The organism is Bdellovibrionales bacterium (assembly GCA_016716765.1).
In the GTDB taxonomy this organism is placed as follows: Bacteria; Bdellovibrionota; Bdellovibrionia; order Bdellovibrionales; family UBA1609; genus JADJVA01.
The window spans coordinates 456,339-472,994 of sequence record JADJVA010000020.1 but is presented as its reverse complement, the minus strand read 5'-3'; the positions used below and the strand labels follow the sequence as shown (position 1 = coordinate 472,994).

Below are 16,656 nucleotides of genomic sequence, written 5' to 3'. Positions count from 1 at the left end.
CTCTCCCTCGTTCAATCAATCTAAATAACCCATTCCACCCCTAGTTCATGTATTTCGGCCCATTTTTCCCGAGAAAGAATGGGACACACCAGAGGCAATATCCAAAACCTTTTGCAACTTTTTCTCTTCCTTTGCTAGAGTATTCAAAACTGCCTTGCAAAAGAGCTGAAAGTCCAGCCAAACCCAGCGCGGATCGATTAGGCCGTAGCGAAAATACAAAATAAATCTATTTCTCGAATCATAGTATCGGCCTTCACGAGCAAACTCAATTGAAGCAATCTCACAGACTTGAAATTGCTCCTCAAGATAAGCCTTGGGATTAATTGTCAGCCTTGCCTTGGTAGATTCAACAATTTTAAATCCTGAGCGAATCACCCGAAAGTGATGCTCAAGACAAATATACTCTCTAAATAACCCTTCATCAAAAGCACCGATATTAAAAAAATCTCTCACCCGAAAGAGGCGAGCTAACGGACCTCGTTTGTTAAGCACAGGCGCGAAAGCTTGATTGTTTCTGGCATCAATTTCTGTTCCCGTTGCCTCATTAATGAGTGTTGGATAAATGGCAAAAACTTGGTCTTGCTCAGAATTCTCTATGAATTCGCCTATCAATTGATCTACAAAAAAATCCTCAGGGTAAGAATCCTGATCAAGAGTCAATATCCACTTGGCACCAAGCTCAGAGGCGATTTTGATCCCCCGATTCAAAGCAAGAGCATCGCCTAAGTACTCGCTATTAAATATAACCTGGACCTTTTCCATCTTGGAAATTTTCTCTAAGATAGATCTCGACAGCCCACTCGAAGCAGAATCTACAATTATGACATTTTCGACCTGAGTGGCTATCCGCCTGACTGAATGAACAAGCCTCTCAGAGGGATAGTGAGAATGGTACACGGCCACAGTCGACTTTTCGAATTCCTTCGTGTTCACATCTTTTGCCGAAATTGTATTCTTGAGCCTACGATGAGGTTGTCTGAAATTTAACAGCAAGACTCGTTCATTTAATTCGACTAGGTAAATCCACGAAAACAATACAAAAAACCCCATAAATAGTGCCGCCGAAAACAACTTCGTCCAGAGGTTGTCTGAATTTAGAATGACAATATACAATGATACCGAAAAAACGACAGACCATTCAATCTTCCTAAGACTTGCAGACACGCTTGGAACCAACTTTTTACAAACTAATGCCAATGCCCAGGCATCCAGCGTCACCCGCAGAGTCCAAGCTAAAGCAGCTCCGACCAGCCCAAAATTTGAGGTCAGGTACCATACGGCAACAAAGTAGATAGGAAATTCAACGAGATGAAGTTTTGCCGTAAGATCCGCTCTCTCCAAGCTTTGGATAAAAGAAAATGGAATTTGTGCCAACGCATTTATGAAAAAACCGATCGCAATAATTTCGAGCACCCGATGACTGCTCGCCGAAAACTCAGGTCCAAGCCATAGTGTGAGCAACTCCTGGCTAAACGCAACGAGTACCAAAACCAACGGAAAAAAAATTAAAAATATGACTCTGTTTCCAGTATCAAATATCGACACGAGTCTTTGTGGAGCTCGCAGTTGAACATTCGAAAATGCGGGAAAAAGAACACGAACTATTGAACTGGGCACAACATGCAAACGACTGACTATCTCGTAAGGCGTTGTATAAAATGCCAAATTTGAGATCGGAACAAGGGCTCCTATCAGGAATCGATCAAAATAAACCATCATTGGACTAATGGTATTGCTCACAGTCATCCAGCCACCGAATTTCATGAGCCGCCCAATCAACTGCCTATCAAACTGGAATTCCCTCAAAATCCCCGGAAAACACCGACTAGATGCCGCGAGTAGTAAAAAAAATACAAGTACTCGCCCAATAACCAAAGCAATTGAAATAGATGCCACTGAGTCAGAAAACTGAATCACTATTGCCGGCACACCAAATGCAAACATTCCAAGAAAAATTTGGATGAGACTCAGAATGCCAAACCTTTGCTTTGCCTCAAGTCCACCACGAAAACACGTACTAATAGCGACGATAGGAATCCCAAGTGCTAAATAATAAAATGCTCGTCGACTATCATCGAGGAGATGCTCCTTTATATGGAAAACCTCCCTAAGCATCCAAGGGGTTACGAGGAAGACAAATATTGCCCCAACTAAACTCGCCACAAAGATAACTATGGCGCTCGTCCAAATGACTCCTGAGACATTTTCAGAGTTATTTTCACCAAGCTTTTCAGCCACTAGTTTTATAGTCGCCCTACCTAAACCTAGATCAAATAAATTAAAGTAACCGATAATCATCCAAACAAGGGATAAAACTCCAAATCTCTCAAGACCAAGTCGCTCTATCAGGACAGGGATACAAAAGAGTCCCACCAACATGGGCAATCCCTGTCCCAAAACATTAAAAATCGCATTCTTGGTTAAAAGCCTACTACTTAAGAGATCCAACTAATCCCTCGTATCCATTTTGGCAAAAAATCGCTCATAGACTTCTTTGTTTGATCTGGCCTTATATGAAGAAATCTTCTTTGATGGGATCAACCTCATTGTCGTGCTCTCCTTATGGACGGCCCGAAGTGTGGGTTCGTATTTTATCTTTATATCCATTTTTTTTGACGTCTCAGCCAAATAAATCTCCTCACAAAATAAGAAGGGCGAACCCTTAAAATTTGATAATTTACCTATCGCTGACCGAGTGAATACGATCAACGAACCGTGAGGTGCATAGATATCTACTGGTTTACTCTGTCCCGTATTCGTGATCGAATGGCCCTTTGTCCGCAATAGACTTTTCTTCAAACCGCTGAAGATCTCATATAAAACAAACAAAGGATGAAATCGGAAGATATAGTTATAAAATAACATCCTCGAAGCTAAGGGGCGGACTGTCATAAATGGATTTTGGTCCCTTCCACTCAGCCCAGATTTAACCGAAGGGGCTAAAACAATTTCTCCTGTCACCTTCAGATCAATTAACCTCTCGAAAAAATCAGCCTCATACCGAATATCTGGATTTGAAAGAATAACGAAATCACCGAGGGAGTCGTCTTTAGATAAAAAATCAATGCCAAATTGGAATGCACCAAAATAGCCCAAATTCTTTCCCGAAGAGACCAGTCGTGCATTTTGGGCCAAGCTACAAATTGATTCTGGAAGCTTGGCTCTCTCCGAATTGTCCACCATTAAAACAGAAATGGAGCTCATATCAAAACCGATGAACTGTCTTAAAAATCCCTCTGATTCAGTTCTGTTTTCATAGTTCACACAAATGATGCTAATTTTTCTTTTAAGGTCGGCCACAGTAAATTGATCCTCGCTTTAATTCAAAATCCTGACCTTCAACTCCAAGGTGCGGACTATAGAAAGGATCACCATCGCGAAAAAGAGAACTGTACCTGTCTAGCATAAAATCAATTTCGCGATGTCTCCTATTGATCTTGGAAAATGAAAAATCATGTCCGCGGGTTCTGGACTCATAATGAATGGCTTCACATCTTGGATTGTAGATGTTTCTATATCCGCCTCGTCGTAAACGGAGACAGAAATCTACATCATTATACAATACCCCCAAATCCTTTTCATTTAAGCCGCCAATTTCTTGATAAATAGTCTTTTTCACCATCAAACATGCCGCTGTCAGTGCTGAAACTTCTTGCGCACAGTAAGGACGAGAAAAATATCCATTTAAATGAGAGGGCATTCCCCGATGAGAATGACCTGCAACCCCTCCGAGCCCAATAATCACTCCCGCATGCTCAATCGATCTGTCCGGGTATAGGAGAAGGCCTCCAACGGCACCAATTCCCTCCTGCATTGAATAGTGAAGTAGGGACTCAATCCAATCAGGTGACAGGATTTCGGTGTCGCTATTGAGTAAAATAACGAATTCACCATGACATTTTTCCACTGCAAAATTGTTTATCGCTGAATAATTAAACACATGCTTATATTCTAGGAGGTGAAATCTTGAGTCTTCTTTTAGTTGATTGACAAGATCAAAGGTTTGGTTTTCACAACTATTGTTGTCAACAGCGACCACTTCGAATCTTGGATATTTAGTTTGAGAAAAAACAGACGCAAAGCAACGTTTTAGCACCTCGCCTCCATCCTTAAATGGAATGATAATAGAGACCAAAGGTTTTGCGCTTAATTCAGGTTTAATTTCAAAAACACCTGGAACTCTTGACGATGGACGAACAGTTCCCAATACTTTCATCTGCTTTAAAATCTGCTGACGAACCTCGATGGCGTCGGTTTTAGACGAGCCACCAAAAAGCTGATCCCCCACGCGCTCTCGCTGAAGGATTTCAGGAACGTGAAAAATCTCCTTCTTGCTTATCCAAAATTTAAATAAAATGTCCGTGAGCAAGGCATAGCCTTTGTGTTTTGGAGAGAACCCTCCGACACTCAATAGAGCCTGCCGATCAAAGGCGATCGCATTCCCAACAAAGTCATTGGATAGCAAATACTCAATCGAAAACCCAGTTCGGAAGTGAGGGAGGATATTCCCCTGAGTCATTTTGACTTCACTATCAAAATAAAAAGCAGATGCCTTTGTCTTATTCAGGAAAACCTGATCTCCGATTTTAGTAATCAAATCCGCAGATGTTCCTACTCGCGAAGCAACCAAAAGGAATTCAGACGTCTCCTTTTGGGCATGTTTATTTAGGATATCCCCCAGAGACTCCCTCTCCGACATGATTTTAAACGAGTCTTGATATACATGGTTGCCATCTGCAGAAACTTGATACTTGTGAATTTCAATAACAGGAGCCTTATCAATGACAGTTTCTGCGACCAGGTAGGCTGTAAGAAAATCTGGAGGAAAATACGTTGATGGTTTGGAAAGAGAAAATCTATAGCTTCTAAAGTTCTGTTGAAAGCCGTTTAATTTATTCGCAACTCGTTGAGCTGTGGCTCTCGGTCCATCGAAAAATATTGAATAAACGAAGGCCTTTGTTAGATAAGGCTTAGAGGCCACAAGCCCTATCAATCTTAATGTTATTTTGTACATCCCAATGACCCCTATTCAACACCACAGAATCCGCAATCTACCTGTTTATCAAGCAATCTTCGTCCTGTGAAACAGTTTTGAGCTGATGAGTGTGATTTCACCGTCAATAGATTGATCCAGTCACTCCATTGGTATGCGGCCCTGGCCTGTGCAATACTAGGGCATTTACGTGCGGACCAAGTCTCAGACAGGAACAAGCAAACCGTCCCCAATTCATAGGTGATGATGCGAAGCGTTTGTTGGGTTTTTGAGGGACCTCGAAAACCCACTCATGATGCGACCTTGCAGATTATTGGGAGGACCACCCATTAAAGACGATGGCACCAAAGCCAAAAAATGATATGCCATGAGTCCATAATCCTGAGCAGATTTTAAGTACCTTAATTTCTTTAAAACGAGAAAACGGCTTTTTTGCGGGTATTCCAAGGTGGTTTAAATTGAATTTTCCATTGAAGTTAATTGCGCCTTTTATCACTTTGGGTTTAGTCCTTCTTGTTTGCTTTCCTGGCCTGGGATCTCGCCATTTATGGCAAGATGAACTAGAAACTGCAGAACGGGCGCGTTCAATTTTGGCGTTTGGTTTCCCAACCGTTATCGATGAGGAAGGGCGGCCATCTGTAAATGCCGGAGGCCTGGAGATTGAAGAATCAGCACTCCACCGATATACTCCGTGGTTACAATTCTACTGGGCGGCAATTGGACTCGAGGTCAGTCGTCGGTTCGATTTTGACGCTGACATAGGTGTTCGAGCGCCCTTTGCTCTCGCACATTCAATATCCTCTGCACTTATCACTCACGCCCTGATCAGCTATGTCTCCCTTAATCCAGCGGTTTCGATTGTTGCTGGTGGACTTTACGGATTCCAGAGCGTGCGTCTGGTCCACGCGCGCACGAGCCGATACCATGCCCTCCTAGACCTATTATTTGTCGTCTTCCTGATACTCATTGGTAAAATTAGGACAAACTCCTTTGCACCGGATAAAAGATCTGGTTTGGGATTATTCCTTTTGGCATTCCTTCTCCCACAGGCTCATACTCTTGGGGGCTCCCTATTAAGTCTCATCGGCGGACTCACGCTTCTGGGGTCTTTTGTTTTAAATCAAAAATCTACTTTCCACTCTGAGAGACTTCTGCGGAGGATTTATCCTCTATTTAAAAATTACGGAATGCCAATGGTCGTTGGTGGGGTCATTTCTTTTTTGGTGATTATCATATTGTGTCGGCCATACCTTCAATCTCATTGGGTGTTCTTTAAAGATACCAGGTTTCGTAGTCTTCGTGATTTTCCTGGCATTCGTTATTCAATATATGCTCTTATTTTCTACATTTCTATATTGGGATTCTATCGAAAATGGAAATGGGCTCTTTCTTTAGTTATTTCGCTTTCAATCGTCGCCCTCATCATCCGGATATTTGATTTTATCCACCCGTTCTCTCAATCTCGCTATTACTTGCCGATCACCAGCTTGTTTTTGTTTTGGATGATCCCCTTTGGTTTGCCAAAGGTTTCCAAAAAAGCCATTACCTTGATCTTATCAATATGTCTTCTTGGTCTCATCACTCCTGAGCTCTCTGCTCGTTTCAAGCCTTTTCAGGGGGTTCAATTGTCATTCTATGACTTCATGTCACTCAAAAAAGAGGACCAACCTCTTTTCAAGGCAATACAGAAAATTAAGAGACAGTCCCAATATCCTCTCGATAGTTCTGTATTACTTGATTATGTTCCCCAATTCATAAATTGGTATTTACCAGGATATAAAGTGGCTCTTATGCCCGATTTAGCTACCAAGACAAAGCTAAATTCAGAGAACCAAATATGGGAGACGATTCCTGAGATGCCTTTTTGGCATATGAGCTATCCTGGTTTTGGCAGAGGGCTGTGGAATTGTGGAAGTACGTGTGACTACCAGATCATCGAAATACCTGAGGTCACAGACCGATACATTTTGCACTCTCAGAGACGAGATGAAAAAATTGAGATGTGTCTTGTGGATCATTGGCCCAGTTACCAGTGGACCAATAGCCCATTCCAGCGACTTGAGGCCAATGCTTTTACACCTAGCGGAGCCAATGGCAAGACTGAGTTAGTTCTGGCCAAGAGATGCCCCTAGCAAGGACCTGAGTCTCAAAAAATCTCTAGCATTCAACTCCCAAGCTTCATTCCTTGCTGATGATCCGCGACGCAGAGTGTAATGTATGTCGGCCGACCTAAATATGCTTTGTCCTTCCTGTTTTCTTTTGAATTGATTAACGATTGAGATTCTGAAATAGTTCGCTCATTTTTCATATAGTCGCCGGAGGAGTGTTTGAAGGTTGTAATATTGGCCGGTGGACTGGGAACCAGGCTGAGTGAGGAAACGACGCTTAAGCCGAAGCCAATGGTCGAAATTGGCGGTAACCCGATCCTATGGCACATCATGAAGCATTACTCTAGTTTTGGATTCAATGAGTTTGTGATCTGTTTGGGTTATAGAGGGTATTGCGTTAAGGAATACTTTTCGAATTATTTCCTCCATAATTCCGATGTTACTTTTGATCTCCGAAACAACAAGTTAGAGGTGCACTCTAATGAGGCCGAATCCTGGCGGGTGACATTAGTTGATACAGGCCTTAACACCATGACTGGTGGTCGAGTCAAAAAAATCGCTCGTCATATCGACAGCGACAACTTCTGCCTAACCTACGGCGATGGGTTGTCCAATATTAATATTTCCGACCTCGTGTCATTTCATGAAAAACACGGAAAACTGGCGACGATCACTTCGGTCCAACCCCCAGGACGATTCGGGTCGCTAGAAGTCGAAGAAAATCGAGTGGTGGGTTTTACCGAAAAACCCCACGGTGACGGTGGATGGATCAACGGTGGTTTCTTCGTGCTGAATAAAAAGGTCTTCGATTTTATTGAAGATGACACCACCGTCTGGGAGCAGGAGCCTTTACGGGGGCTCGCCCAAAACGGTCAGTTGATGGCTTATTATCATAAAGGTTTTTGGCAGCCGATGGATACACTCCGAGAGAAGCACTATTTGGAAAAACTCTGGAGCAGCGGTGAAGCCCCTTGGAAAATGTGGTAGTTGATGTCGTTTTGGAATGGGAAAAGAGTATTTCTAACTGGTCACACTGGCTTTAAGGGCTCCTGGCTGACAAAGCTTCTTCTATTGCGGGGAGCGAAGGTGTTTGGCTATGCCCTTCCTCCGCCAAGTCAGCCAAGCATTTATTCCGAAAGTAAAGAACTCCAAGACATCCCGCAAGTCATCAATGACATTCGCGATGGCTCAGCTCTTAAAGCTGCCATGTCGAAATTTAAGCCGGATGTTGTTCTCCATTTAGCCGCTCAGGCCCTTGTTAGAGATTCATACAGGGACCCTGTCACCACCTTTGAGTCAAACGTACTAGGCGCGGTTCATCTCTTTGAAGCCGTTCGAGCGACAGACTCTGTTGTGAGTGTTGTGAATGTAACCTCAGATAAGTGTTACGATAACAGGGAATGGAATTGGGGATACCGAGAAAATGAAGCTATGGGAGGGAAGGATCCCTATAGTGCCTCAAAAGGTTGTGCCGAATTGGTAACGGCTTCGTATCGTAGTTCATTCTTTAACAATGGCAAAGTACGTTTGGCTTCAGCTAGAGCAGGTAATGTATATGGTGGAGGAGATTGGGCAAATGATCGCTTAATCCCGGATCTCGTTCGTGCCTTTAGTCTCAGAGAGACTGCAATTATCCGATCGCCGAAATCAGTGCGTCCCTGGCAATTTGTGTTAGAGCCATTGGTTGGATATTTAGATTTGGCGGAGAAAAATTTCACAACAACTGGATACGACGAAGGGTGGAATTTTGGTCCCTCGGACTCTGACGCAAAAGATGTTGCATGGATCGCTGACAAGCTGAAGGAGCAATGGGGGCAGGGCGCAGACTTCGATATTGTAACCTCAGACGATAATATGAAAGAAGCCTCCTTGCTTCGCTTAGACTGTACAAAGGCCAGAACACAATTGGGGTGGAGGCCAAGGTTACCACTGAGTGAAGGACTTGAGTGGACGATTGATTTTTATAAATCTTTTTATGAAGGCACTAAAAAAATGGATTTATTGCTCGAGGAGCAGATCAATATGTTTGAGCAACGAGGAAGGACACCCTAAATGGCGAATTGTCGTTTTTGCGGGGAAGAATTGAAGCACGTATTTGCTGATCTCGGTCTGTCACCGGTATCTAATGCTTTTGTTTGCGAACAAGATAGGAATAAGCCTGAAGTATTTTATCCTTTAGCTGCCTATGTTTGTGACAAGTGTTTTCTTGTGCAGACTCTTGACTTTGCTCCGGCCGATCACCATTTTCATGATAGTTATATATATTTCTCTTCATTTTCTACAGCTTGGGTTGCCCATGCTAAAGCCTTTGTCGAGAAAATTATTCCAGCACGCAAACTCAATAAAAATAGCCAAGTAATTGAATTGGCAAGTAACGATGGATATTTACTGCGACATTTTATTCCTTACGAAATTCCCATATTGGGAATTGAGCCTTCGAAAAATGTAGCCGCTGAGGCTGAAAAAAAGGGGGTTCCTAGTCTCGTAAAGTTTTTTGGAGTAGATACCGCCAAGGAATTGGTGAAGCAAGAGATTCAGGCGGATGTCATTGTTGCGAACAATGTCCTCGCCCACGTTCCCGACATAAATGACTTTGCCGCCGGAATAAATATCCTTCTAAAACCTAATGGAATTGCCAGTGTTGAGTTCCCGTGGTTGCTGAATTTAATTGAAAAGAATCAATTTGATACCATATATCACGAACACTACTCTTATTTATCGTTAACCTTCCTGACAAAGTTGTTCCTAAAAAATGGGTTAGAAATATTTGACGTCGAGGAATTGCCAACCCATGGTGGCTCGCTAAGAGTGTACATCAAGAAGAATACAAACACTTCTGACTCAGTTTCTCCAAGCTGTGCCATGCTTCTAGACAGTGAGGAGAGATTGGGACTTTCTTCTATTAAGGGGTATGGCTCCTTCCAAGAGAAAATCGTTAGGATCAAACTCGATTTCTTATCATTTTTGGTTAATGCGAAGAGGAATGGCAAAAAGGTCGTTGCTTATGGTGCGCCAGCAAAAGGCAATACGCTCCTGAATTACTGTGGTGTTGGACCGGAGCTCATATCTTTTACTGTCGACATTAGTCCACACAAACAAGGTATGCTTTTACCCGGAACAAGAATTCAAGTTAGGCCAGTAGAGGCCATTTATGAGGAAAAGCCTGATTACATTGTTATTCTACCTTGGAATATAAAAGACGAAATCATGGATCAAATGAAAGAAGTTAGAAATTGGGGTTGTCGTTTTGTCGTGCCGATTCCAAGTACAGAGGAGAACTGTTGAAATTTGAATCTCTAGAAATCAATGGTGCCTATAAGGTGACCCCGGAAATGAACTCAGATAAAAGGGGAGCATTTGGCCGAGTCTTTTGTGTGAAGGAGTTTCAAGAACGAGGATTAGAATCCAATTTTGTTCAGGAAAGCATTTCTCAAAATTTAAAACGAGGAACATTTAGGGGGATGCACTTTCAAAAATCTCCCAAAGAAGAAGTTAAAATTGTGAGCTGTCATCAAGGCTCAGCATTAGACATTATTTTAGATTTACGTGAGAAAAGCCCTTCTTATGGCAAGTGGGAAATTATTGAGATTTCTCAAATTAACCGAACTTCTGTCTATATCCCTAAAGGCTGTGCTCATGGGTTTCTCACTTTGGCTGACAATACCGAATTATATTATCATATGAGTGAGTATTACTATCCCGAATTTGCTGGCGGAGTCCGTTGGAACGATTCGGTCTTTTCTATCCAGTTACCCGAAGATATTTTGGTTATATCTGATAACGACATGAAGTTTCCTGATTATGTCTGAACCGCGTATGATGATCACCGGTGCGAATGGCTTCATAGGTAAATACTGTTGCCAAGTTTTATTGGATCAGAATATTTCCGTTGTCTCAGTGGGCCTAGGCGCTCCAGCGAAAGTCAACTGCGGCCCCTCTGCGACCTTTCAGCATTTTGATGTCGACCTTAGTGATGAGAATAAATTGGGGAGCCTTTTTGAGAAATCCCGCCCGACTCATCTTCTCCACCTTGCTTGGTTTGTAAATCATGGTGACTATTGGGAAAGTATTCGAAATCTCGATTCTATGTCGATGACCATTCGTCTGTTTAAGCAGTTCGAAAAATTTGGGGGCATAAGATTTTTAGGGGTGGGAACCTGCGCTGAATATGATTGGTCTTTAGCGGGACCTTTTTCTGAAACTTCACCTATCGGACCCAGCTCATTTTATGGAAAAGTGAAAGTCGAAACATGTGAAATTTTGAGCTTCCTTGCTAAACGAGCAAATCTCTCGTTTGCTTGGGCTCGCCTTTTTTATTTATTTGGCCCAGGCGAGCCAAGTGGAAAATTGATTCCGAGCATATTGAGTGCGGACAGCGAGCGCCGATCAATATCTCTAAATGCTAAGGATCCAACCTTGAAGGACTTTATTTATGTTAAGGACGTGGCTGGGGCACTTTGTGCGAGTCTTCTATCGGATATTACTGGGCCAATAAATGTTGGTACTGGTAAAGGGCATTCTGTGGAGGACATTGTTGCTCTGGCCTGTAGGAGTCTAGGCCGAGATCCAAATGTCGAATGGGCTTCAGGAAAGCCTAATATTTACTGCAAGGGACCATTAGTGGCAGACAATTCTAAGTTGGCGAAGGAGATTGGATTTACGCCCTCTTTTACGATAGAGAAGGCAGTTCTCGACTATCTAAAACATCTCAGGATATCTTGAACAGGGTGTCGGAAAATCCGGTTGAGATTTGATAAAGTGACGCCAGGCGGCTACTTTGCCCATAAAACTCTTCGATTTTGGAGGCGAAGGCTAAGGACATAAAAGTTGTAACCCTATCAGATTTGCGCTACCAGTTGGATTCAGTTAAAAATTCCACAATTTTTTGGATCTTTTATAGACGGACAGGGTTCAAGTTCAAGGAGTAGATTTGAAAAGGAATTATCGAGATTTTAGGAAGTCTCTTGGCAAAAACGTTTTGTTCTGCCTTAGGTCATCGTAGTGAAGAAGTTGAGAGACTTGCTTTCGAGGAATTGGGATTTACTGGCCGGACTTTTTGTGGCGGGTGCTTTTTTCGTTCATTTTTTATATATTCAAATGTATTCAGTAAACGTACCTTTTTGGGATGAATGGGAGCTGTTTTCAATTGGCGCTCTCAGCCCAAATTTTTCTTTGAAATGGATTTTAACTCCCCATAATGAACACATCCATTCGTTTACCAAAATTATTTTTTGGTTGTCTTATAAATTCGATAACTTGAATTTAATCCACTTAGCCTATTTAAATTATATCTTTTATGTGATTCTGGTCTTGCTGGTTTATTTGGTTTTTCGCAAACTCTTTAGTGAATACAAGGGACTGCTTTTAGGCACGCTTCTGTTATTCGCCTCAAGAAACGCGCATGAGAACTTAGGCTGGCCTTGGGAAATACACTATCATTTGGTTTTAATTTTTAGCCTCTCTTCCATCGTATTGAATTCGTTTGTAAAGAACTCCTGGGTCAGAGCTATCGGGGCGGGACTGTTGCCTGGGCTCTCAATATTTAATTTGTCCTTAGGAGTGCCAATTGCCTTTGTGGTATTCACCTTTAGTTTTTACCAGAATCTTCAAAAGGATCGTGAAGAGAGCTTAAGGCACCGATGGGTTCTTTCGCTTAGTTCGATTTCAATATTCTTACTGTTATTTTTATTCTGGCGCACTATTTTGGGGGCACTTCCAGAAAACATTCTGACAATGCCTTGGAAAATGGATTACTGGAAATACTTTTTCACTTTGGTTGGGCGTGCATTTGGATTTGAAGAACTTGGGTTGGTGCAGACAGTTGGCGCAATTGTTGTCGGAACCCTTGTTTGGGGTTTTATTCTATATTTGATGAGGTTAATGAGGCGGGATCTTCGTACCCCAGAGCCCAGATGGCAGGCTATTGCTTTATCTATTTTGCTGGCCTTAGCTGCCGTAGCCGTAGGCAGGGCTCATATGGGTTTAGAGCAGGCATTGGCATCACGATACTCAGAAATTGCTATGCTATTATTGCCCTGTTTTTGGTTGGCTTTAATTGAAGTGATGAGGACTCATTGGCCCAAGGCCAATCGCCGGCTAATTCTGAGATTAAGTTACGGTGTCGTTTTTCTGGCCTTTTTTGATAATTGGAATTTTAATGCCCATCGCATGAATTCAGATCAAAAGAAGGCAGGCGTTCGCTGTATAAAAAACTACTATTTAATTGGCGGCAATACGGTATGTGAGACTCTCTATCCATTGGACATTGGGGAGAAACTCATCAGGATGAAGGAGTTGAATGTGAGCAGCATCAAGTCCATTTTGGAGCAGGAAGAGCGCTAAGGGGAGGGAATGGTGAGAGATGTCTTTTCTCTTGGACGGAGACCACTCTTTGCCCGAATCTGCAAACAGTAGAAATTAATTGTTGAGTTTTTAAGGGCTTGAAAATCAACCCTTTTACTTTTGATCAATAAGCTAGGATTTATATGAAACCATTATTTACGTTGATATGTCCGGTTCACAACGAAGAGAAGACAGTCCTTTTGTTTTATGATCGGGTGGTAAAGGTTTTTGATAAATTATCGGGTAAATACGATTGTAACTTATTGTTCGTTGATAACTCATCTACGGACTCAACTTTAAGGATGATAAAGGGTTTAAGAGATAAAGATGATCGAGTCTTTTACTTTGGCTTGTCGGCTAATGTTGGCTATCAGAGGTCGATTGAGTTTGCACTTAAGAATGCCATTGGGGACCTCCTAGCGATTATCGATGTTGACTGTGAAGACCCTCCCGAGATGATAGTTGATTTCTTAGAAGTCCAGTTGGAAGGATATGATATCGTTTATGGAGAACGGGTGGACCGCGAAGAAGGTTCACTGATGAAATTGGCACGAAAGATTTTTTATCGCATCACTAGATTTGTTTCAGATGAAAAGTTCTTTGTAGATATGGCTGAATTCTGCCTAATGACTTCTGAAGTTAGAGACGCCATTGTTAAAGATCAAAGTTCATTCCCATTTATAAGAGCTTCGATTGGGAGAGTCGGCTTTGTATTTAAAGGGATTCCATACAAAAGGCATAAGCGCATTGCTGGTGACACTCATTATAACCTCTTTCGTATGACAACTTTTGCCGTTGCTGGAATTTTATCGTCGTCGACTCTTCCGCTTAGATTCATGGCCTATTCATTTCCGATTGTCGTAACTATTGCATTGATGAGTCTATTTTTCCAGACAAGTGTCATTGCCACTCATTTTGACACTCTTTTGATGTTGTATATTGCTATGGGAACAATGTTTAACGCAATTTACATTGCGCGTATTTATAAGAATGGCCTTGGCCGGCCCAATGCAAATCTAATTCTTAGAAATAGCGTACGGCAATGTCCAAAGTGAGTGAACCATTCGCAACAGTAAATCTCAGGAGTTTTGACGGGTCTTCGTCCGAAGAATCAAAACTGTTTTGTCCCGATAGATACAGAGGAGTTGAAAGGGTCTTTGCCCAAAAATATTCTTTTGCTGTTAGGGGTGCGGGATTGTCCTATCCTCCTCTGAGCTTTGGGGGAGGGGCCGTCGTTGTTGATATGGGTGTGTTTGATCGATTTATTAGTTTTGACAAGTCAGCGGGCGTTGTCGAAGTGGAGTCGGGGATGACTCTCGGTAAGTTGGCAGAGGAATCTATCAAGTGTAATTGGTATTTGGGGACGCAGCCCGGTCACCCCCAAATTCGAATCGGAGGATGCGTAGCTTCGGATGTTCATGGGAAGAATCAATTTTCGGACGGAAATTTTAAGGAGCAAGTTGTTTTTTTAACGGTGTACCATCCTCGTCATGGATTCATTAAATGCAGTAGAAACGAAAACGAGGAGCTTTTTCACCTAACTTGTGGTGGATGGGGGCTGACTGGTGTCATAGTTACAGTCGGTCTCCAGTTACAAAAGGTAAAATCCCAAATCATTATTTCAAACAATATAGGTGTGCCGGGTTTTAAGGATCTCCCTGAGTTACTTTTAAAAAATTCAAGTCTATATGGCATGCTTTATTCTTGGCATGATTTGGAGTCGTCGAAATATTGGGGAAGGGGATTTTTAAAAGTTGGACAATTTGATTGTGACGAGAGGGCGGTAGACCTAGAAAAAATTCCCGAAATTGAATTTAGAGAATTGAGTTCAGATGGCCGTGAATATTTGCCTTGCTCGTTGCTAAATAAATTTAGCCTTCCAATGATGAATAGGGCCTATTCGTATTTGGAAAGGCCAAGGAGCCAGGGGAGGCGCGAATCAATTTATTCATTCATGTTCCCTGTCTCTAAAAAAACCTTTTATTTCAGCCTTTTTGGGAAATCTGGGTTTCATGAATCGCAAGTTTTAGTCCCCTTTGACGAATTTGAATCGGTAATTTCAGATTTAAGGAATGGATTAAGAAAATTCAAACAATCAGTGGCTTTGGCCTCTTGTAAATTGTTTTCGGGAAAACCAGATCTTTTGCGCTTCCAAGGGTCGGGAATTGTGATTGCTTTAAATATTCCGCGAACCAATACCTCTCAGAGGTTTTTGGAATATTGGGACGAGATTGTCGTACGCGCAAAGGCAGTTCCTAATATCGCTAAGGATTCAAGACTCCCCCTCAGGGTTGTTAGAGAGTGTTATCCGCAGTATGATCTTTTTAAAGAGAGGTTGCTTAAATGGGACCCCGCTAGGATTTTTCAAAATTCTCTTTCAAAAAGGCTACAATTATGAAGGCATTAATAGTTGGAGCGAGCGGAGCCCTGGGTCGGTCGATAGCTGCCTTTGAAGCAGAGAAAGGGCATGACCTTTTTTTGGTGGCAACGGATAGCCGTGATTTGTTAGCTATGAGTCACGATATTCAACTGCGATTTAACGTATCTGTCGAGATCCACCAAATTGACTTTAGGATCGTCGCAGAGGTTTTGACCCTTCCTGTGACCGCAGATAGGTATTATTTCCCCATTGGAATTTCTGATGAAAGGGATCTGTGGGGCATGCAATCGGAAATCGGAAGTGAGATATTTCAAGTGAATGCGCTTTCGACGTTCCACTTTATTAATCATGTTCTACTAAATAAGGGAATGCGTGAGATCGATTTGGTGGCCTTTGGCTCTATTGCTGAAACCAAAGGTAGAGGGAGTAATATTTATTATTCAGCTGCGAAGCGGGCACTTACTAGTTTTTTTGAGAGTCTTCTGCACTCTCAGGACCGGCTAAACATTCGACCATTTTTATTTCAATTAGGGTATTTAAAATCTCAACAAAGCTTAGGTAAACGTCTTCTTTTTCCAGTAGCAGACCCGCAAAGGGTTGCCAATAGGGTAGGTAGGATTTTAGAAAAAAAGGCGACCGGGATATATTATTACCCAGGATTTTGGCGCCTCGTTTGTTTCGTCCTTAGGAACCTCCCGTGGGTTGTATATAGAAAGATTCAGTTCTGACGAGTTGACGTGCGGAAGTAATTCCCTCCAAGCCTGAAACTCGCTAGGGCGGCGGTTGGGTTGGCCCTTAAAACCGTGAGCCAGGATTCGGTTGATTCTCGGTAT

Annotated in this window: 13 protein-coding genes; 10 read left to right on the top strand and 3 right to left on the bottom strand. The window is 42.4% G+C overall.

Features of this window, described 5'->3' with window-relative positions; genetic code table 11:
• Positions 1–45: 45 nt before the first annotated feature.
• From IPL83_10865 to IPL83_10855, 3 genes are read right to left on the bottom strand one after another with little or no spacing between them, the layout of a single operon-like run.
• The gene (locus tag IPL83_10865; GenBank protein MBK9039649.1) at positions 46–2,448 is read right to left on the bottom strand and encodes an oligosaccharide flippase family protein; all 2,403 of its coding nucleotides are present in this window, start codon (positions 2,446–2,448) and stop codon (positions 46–48) included.
• On the bottom strand, positions 2,449–3,300 hold the full coding sequence (locus IPL83_10860; protein MBK9039648.1) for a glycosyltransferase family 2 protein: 852 nt from the start codon (positions 3,298–3,300) through the stop codon (positions 2,449–2,451). It lies immediately after the preceding gene.
• Entirely contained in the window at positions 3,287–5,014 is a 1,728-nt protein-coding gene (locus IPL83_10855) for a glycosyltransferase (protein ID MBK9039647.1), read from the bottom strand. Before IPL83_10855 ends, IPL83_10860 begins: the two co-directional genes overlap by 14 nt.
• Before the next feature lie 437 nt (positions 5,015–5,451).
• Between IPL83_10855 and IPL83_10850 the strand changes: the two genes are divergently transcribed.
• The 10 genes from IPL83_10850 to IPL83_10805 all read left to right on the top strand — a co-directional run bounded on the left by IPL83_10850 (position 5,452) and on the right by IPL83_10805 (position 16,551).
• A complete protein-coding gene (locus IPL83_10850; GenBank protein ID MBK9039646.1) occupies positions 5,452–7,125 on the top strand; it encodes a hypothetical protein in 1,674 nt (557 codons plus the stop codon).
• A gap of 195 nt (positions 7,126–7,320) precedes the next feature.
• Positions 7,321–8,088: a glucose-1-phosphate cytidylyltransferase gene (gene rfbF / locus IPL83_10845; GenBank protein MBK9039645.1), complete on the top strand. Its 768-nt coding sequence runs from the start codon at positions 7,321–7,323 to the stop codon at positions 8,086–8,088.
• 3 nt (positions 8,089–8,091) lie between these two features.
• The gene (gene rfbG, locus IPL83_10840; GenBank protein ID MBK9039644.1) at positions 8,092–9,153 is read left to right on the top strand and encodes a CDP-glucose 4,6-dehydratase; all 1,062 of its coding nucleotides are present in this window, start codon (positions 8,092–8,094) and stop codon (positions 9,151–9,153) included.
• On the top strand, positions 9,154–10,386 hold the full coding sequence (locus tag IPL83_10835) for a class I SAM-dependent methyltransferase (GenBank protein ID MBK9039643.1): 1,233 nt from the start codon (positions 9,154–9,156) through the stop codon (positions 10,384–10,386).
• The gene (locus tag IPL83_10830; protein MBK9039642.1) at positions 10,383–10,910 is read left to right on the top strand and encodes a dTDP-4-dehydrorhamnose 3,5-epimerase family protein; all 528 of its coding nucleotides are present in this window, start codon (positions 10,383–10,385) and stop codon (positions 10,908–10,910) included. Before IPL83_10835 ends, IPL83_10830 begins: the two co-directional genes overlap by 4 nt.
• A complete protein-coding gene (locus tag IPL83_10825; GenBank protein ID MBK9039641.1) occupies positions 10,903–11,823 on the top strand; it encodes an NAD(P)-dependent oxidoreductase in 921 nt (306 codons plus the stop codon). Before IPL83_10830 ends, IPL83_10825 begins: the two co-directional genes overlap by 8 nt.
• 279 nt (positions 11,824–12,102) lie before the next feature.
• Entirely contained in the window at positions 12,103–13,443 is a 1,341-nt protein-coding gene (locus tag IPL83_10820) for a hypothetical protein (GenBank protein ID MBK9039640.1), read from the top strand.
• 143 nt (positions 13,444–13,586) lie between these two features.
• A complete protein-coding gene (locus IPL83_10815) occupies positions 13,587–14,498 on the top strand; it encodes a glycosyltransferase family 2 protein (protein ID MBK9039639.1) in 912 nt (303 codons plus the stop codon).
• Complete coding sequence (locus IPL83_10810) at positions 14,486–15,841, top strand: FAD-binding oxidoreductase (GenBank protein ID MBK9039638.1); 1,356 nt, start codon at positions 14,486–14,488, stop codon at positions 15,839–15,841. Before IPL83_10815 ends, IPL83_10810 begins: the two co-directional genes overlap by 13 nt.
• Positions 15,838–16,551, top strand: coding sequence for an SDR family NAD(P)-dependent oxidoreductase (locus IPL83_10805; protein MBK9039637.1), 714 nt, complete (start codon positions 15,838–15,840; stop codon positions 16,549–16,551). Before IPL83_10810 ends, IPL83_10805 begins: the two co-directional genes overlap by 4 nt.
• The last annotated feature ends 105 nt before the right edge of the window (positions 16,552–16,656 follow it).

Excerpts from the sequence above, each read along its gene's own strand:
- IPL83_10855 (MBK9039647.1), bottom strand. The coding sequence starts at position 5,014 with ATGTACAAAATAACATTAAGATTGATAGGGCTTGTGGCCTCTAAGCCT.
- IPL83_10815 (MBK9039639.1), top strand. The coding sequence starts at position 13,587 with ATGAAACCATTATTTACGTTGATATGTCCGGTTCACAACGAAGAGAAG.
- IPL83_10805 (MBK9039637.1), top strand. The coding sequence starts at position 15,838 with ATGAAGGCATTAATAGTTGGAGCGAGCGGAGCCCTGGGTCGGTCGATA.
- IPL83_10810 (MBK9039638.1), top strand. The coding sequence starts at position 14,486 with ATGTCCAAAGTGAGTGAACCATTCGCAACAGTAAATCTCAGGAGTTTT.
- rfbG (MBK9039644.1), top strand. The coding sequence starts at position 8,092 with ATGTCGTTTTGGAATGGGAAAAGAGTATTTCTAACTGGTCACACTGGC.
- IPL83_10835 (MBK9039643.1), top strand. The coding sequence starts at position 9,154 with ATGGCGAATTGTCGTTTTTGCGGGGAAGAATTGAAGCACGTATTTGCT.
- IPL83_10825 (MBK9039641.1), top strand. The coding sequence starts at position 10,903 with ATGTCTGAACCGCGTATGATGATCACCGGTGCGAATGGCTTCATAGGT.